Source organism: Microcoleus sp. Pol11C2 (assembly GCF_036701505.1).
Taxonomy (GTDB): domain Bacteria; phylum Cyanobacteriota; class Cyanobacteriia; order Cyanobacteriales; family Microcoleaceae; genus Microcoleus.
In genome coordinates, this window is the sequence record NZ_JAUBQX010000111.1 from 1 (window position 1) to 2,524 (window position 2,524).

At 42.0% G+C, this 2,524-nt stretch carries 2 protein-coding genes; both read right to left on the reverse strand.

All coding sequences use genetic code 11. From position 1 onward, the window contains the following. Positions 1-940: 940 nt before the first annotated feature. Positions 941-1,147 carry a hypothetical protein gene (locus QUA42_RS27460; RefSeq protein WP_333141826.1) on the reverse strand — a complete coding sequence of 69 codons (207 nt, stop codon included), beginning with the start codon at positions 1,145-1,147 and terminating at the stop codon, positions 941-943. Between the two features lie 877 nt (positions 1,148-2,024). Next, a partial coding sequence (locus QUA42_RS27465) for a hypothetical protein (RefSeq protein ID WP_333141828.1) occupies positions 2,025-2,524 on the reverse strand: 500 nt, incomplete at its 5' end.

A 2,524-nucleotide genomic window follows, 5' to 3' on the forward strand; every position in this document is an offset into this window, starting at 1 on the left:
CGAATGTAGAACTCATATTGGAGACTCCATTAAGGGCATTATTAGTAGATACACCCCGGAGTTATCTTATCAAGCGTATGTGATAAATATGCTATTTTGGCAATGGACTTTTGTATGGCTCGAGCTAATCTTAACGGAGGATAACAGAGCCTAATTGCAGTTGGTTCGAGCGACAGTCAGAAGTTAGGCGAACTTTATCAATCTCTCTAAGAACAATAGTCCGGACAGTTTTTATATAGCCCAATGGCTTATTCTGTAGGACTTTGAGCCACTGTGGATAATTAAATCAATGTCAGCTCCACCCCGCTCGTTGCATTTAATTGGACTTTATTTATGATCCTTGCCCCGCGTAAGCTTGTAGTCTCGTTCCAAAAACTGTCCGGAGTATTGTAAGAATAGAGGCATATTTTTGAAGTGCCGAGGTAATTTTCTCGATACAGTCAGATTCCCCGCCAAATTTATGGAAACAAAATATTCACATTCCTTGATGCAGGAGTCTTTGAAGACAAAGCTTTGGTATAGGGAATTTGCGTATTCCGAGGCGCGAGTCGTTTCCCTTAAAGAAGTCAACCTATTGCGTCCTCCAAAAGTGAGTTTAGTGGTAGATACAGCATTGGATTCAGAGCTTCTAAAATTGCTAGCAATCGTGTTTATTTCGCTCATTCTTATTTAACCTATCTATCAGTTTGCCCTATTTATGCAGCACTGTCATCCGCAATCGCACGGAATTTATTATATGCGTGTTTTCCCTTACTTTTGGCAAACGCGCAATTACCGATCTATCCGATATCCTAGTGGTGCTACCACTTTCAAAAAAGAATCCAAATCTAGGCCGGTGCTTCAAACCTCAATAGCCATTAGTCATTCGGAATTCTAAAATCTAAAATTTAAAATCTAAAAGGGTATGAAAGTTAGTTGATTTGCCTCCCAACTGCACCGCTCAAGATTCTGTGGAAGATGGCGGTTTTTTTCCTGCATTGCGAATATTAATAATATTGTTGAGCGCCTCAAACCAAAAAGCAGCCCCCATAGAAATAGCTACGTCGCTCAATATCCAACCAAACAATTTTGCAATCAAAGCCGATCGCAATAAATTCCCCTGCCTATCACGTTCTAAGCTGTTATGTTCGCTCCATCCAAAAGGCAATACGGTTCCGTTAGCGCTTTAAGACGAATTTCATTTCACGCATTTATGAGAGTTCCAGACTTGTGAAAGGAAATCCGATTATTCTTATCTGAACATTATTGCTCCAAAAGGCAGAGCTACCTGATCCAAAGCTCGATCGACATCCTGTTGAACTTTTGTCAGACTGGTTAAATTATTTGATTTAGTCTTAGCATTGTTTGCAACCAACTGCTGAGCGTACAAATTAACAGTCGATCGCTAAAGCCACTTTTTGGTTAATCTTAGCATTGCTCGCAGTGTGGGCGAGTTGGCAAATTTGGCAATGGTGACGTTTTTATATTCATAATTTGAAACAGAGGAATTAAACAACTGGTGGAAGTGCGAAAAAAAATTAAAGATTTGTCGGTAGCAGCGTGGTTATTGCGAGCGAAAAAGTTGCCGTAAAAAGGGAAAAACCTCCCAGCTTGTCGCTGTCTTTCCATGGCGGTTTTGCAGCGGTTAAATGATGCGAAAACCATGGTTTATAAACCAAGTCGCACTGAGGCAGAATATTTGCAATTAATCCAGCAATTACCCCAGCCCGCGCCTTACTAAACTGTGAGCGCAATATACCAGCAACTATATTTTGAGAAGAGGGAAGCTGGCGCCTCAACCTTTGAACAGTGTCAGAAAGCTTATCAACAAATTAAGGATTAAGTAGGTAAAGGCAAAAAAACAATAATATCCAATCAATAATTTTACGATCGGGTTTTACCAACAATAATTACCACAAACCGACAATCTCAAAAACCCCCACTTAATAGCCAATTGCAGTCTACTTCCTTCAATCTATAAGGGTTCAAGGTCGTACTCGAATAACCGGCGTAGCGTCTAAGAGTACGACCTTGAAATGGTTCTATCAGACCGAAGTAGCAAATGGGTTGAAGGCCACGAAACTAGCACCTACCCCAGCAATAAGATTCGGGTCAGTGCCACCCCCAATCAGTCCTGTAGGTGAAGGTAACCCGTTCTGCGCGGGCTTGACTGTCACACTAGGATTAGCGATCGCCACCCCATTGAAAGAGTTGGTGATGAAATTGCTTATATCCACTGTTGTCGGCCCTGAACCACCAAGCAAGCTGGAATCCTGTAACGGGATACCACCTCTGTTGAGACCACCACCAATATTAGCGTTGGTGATATCGTTGTTCTCAATATCGGTATGGCCACCTTGCAAGCGAATCCCCTCTTGCCTGACATTGCTAACTTTGTTGTTGTCGATCGCACTAGCTGAACGAAAGTCAGTAATTGAATCACCGACAATGCTCGCTGCACTCACCACATTAGAAATCCCTTGATATTCAATTTTCCGCACTAGGTAGTCGGAACCATCGTTTTTGAAGGAGGTGGCGACATAGG